The sequence below is a fragment of the Pseudomonas brassicae genome (genome assembly GCF_010671725.1).
Lineage (GTDB): Bacteria > Pseudomonadota > Gammaproteobacteria > Pseudomonadales > Pseudomonadaceae > Aquipseudomonas > Aquipseudomonas brassicae.
This window is the reverse complement of record NZ_JAAHBU010000556.1, coordinates 1-721: the sequence shown is the minus strand read 5'-3', so window position 1 is coordinate 721 and position 721 is coordinate 1. Positions and strand designations below refer to the sequence as shown.

At 42.0% G+C, this 721-nt stretch carries 1 protein-coding gene; it reads right to left on the bottom strand.

Annotation, left to right across the window (positions count from 1 at the left end; all coding sequences use genetic code 11):
* Positions 1–422, bottom strand: a 422-nt coding sequence (locus G3436_RS28095) for a hypothetical protein (protein ID WP_243667334.1), incomplete at its 3' end; no start/stop codon positions are given.
* Between the last annotated feature and the right edge of the window lie 299 nt (positions 423–721).

Here is a 721-nt window from a genome sequence, read left to right as displayed (position 1 = left end):
TCACTCTTGAAGGAGCCATACTTCTCCCGTTGCAAGATTGACGTCCGTCTGCGCGATCTTCGGGCCTCGATGGTTGTCTTGGCGCGCTCTCTCGCTTGATAATGACCTGAAAATATACCAATGAAATCTCGTACCACTCCGCCAGACGCGATAATTAGCCGGTCAATTGCCGTGGTATTGAGTAAGTTGCCGGTGGTGAGTGGAGGGGTCTCGAGCATTAGGTTTGTTAGGATTTTTTTTAAGAACACGTGAAGGGTTTCAAATCTTTCTAAAGATATATCAAGATTTATTTCCTTCGCGTCATCTCCTAGTTTGACCCCTATGGGAGGGTCAGAGTGTTGGTACCATTGCGTTCTGTGCTTGATTGTACCTACTTTTAGCCACATTTCATTTCCTTTTCCGATTTCGGTGGAAATAATCAATGACTTTAGCTTGGTCGGATTTTCGGATATGATAAAGGTCATCAAGTATTAAAAAGGATGCACCGTTGGAAAGTTCAGAAAGATCGGAAAAGAATCGTTGGTATCTTAAAATATTTTGATGTAGGTATTCTACTTTGTGAGACACATAGTTTAATTGTATCTCAGTGCTGATTTCATCTTTTGAGTTGCTTTTCCCACCAACCGAAGCTGCTATAGGGCCTTTTGCTTTTAAGTTAGCATCGATGGTGTCACTACTGCTGGAAGCCTTCTTTCTTTGTTAGTTTGTTGGTTGATGTTTC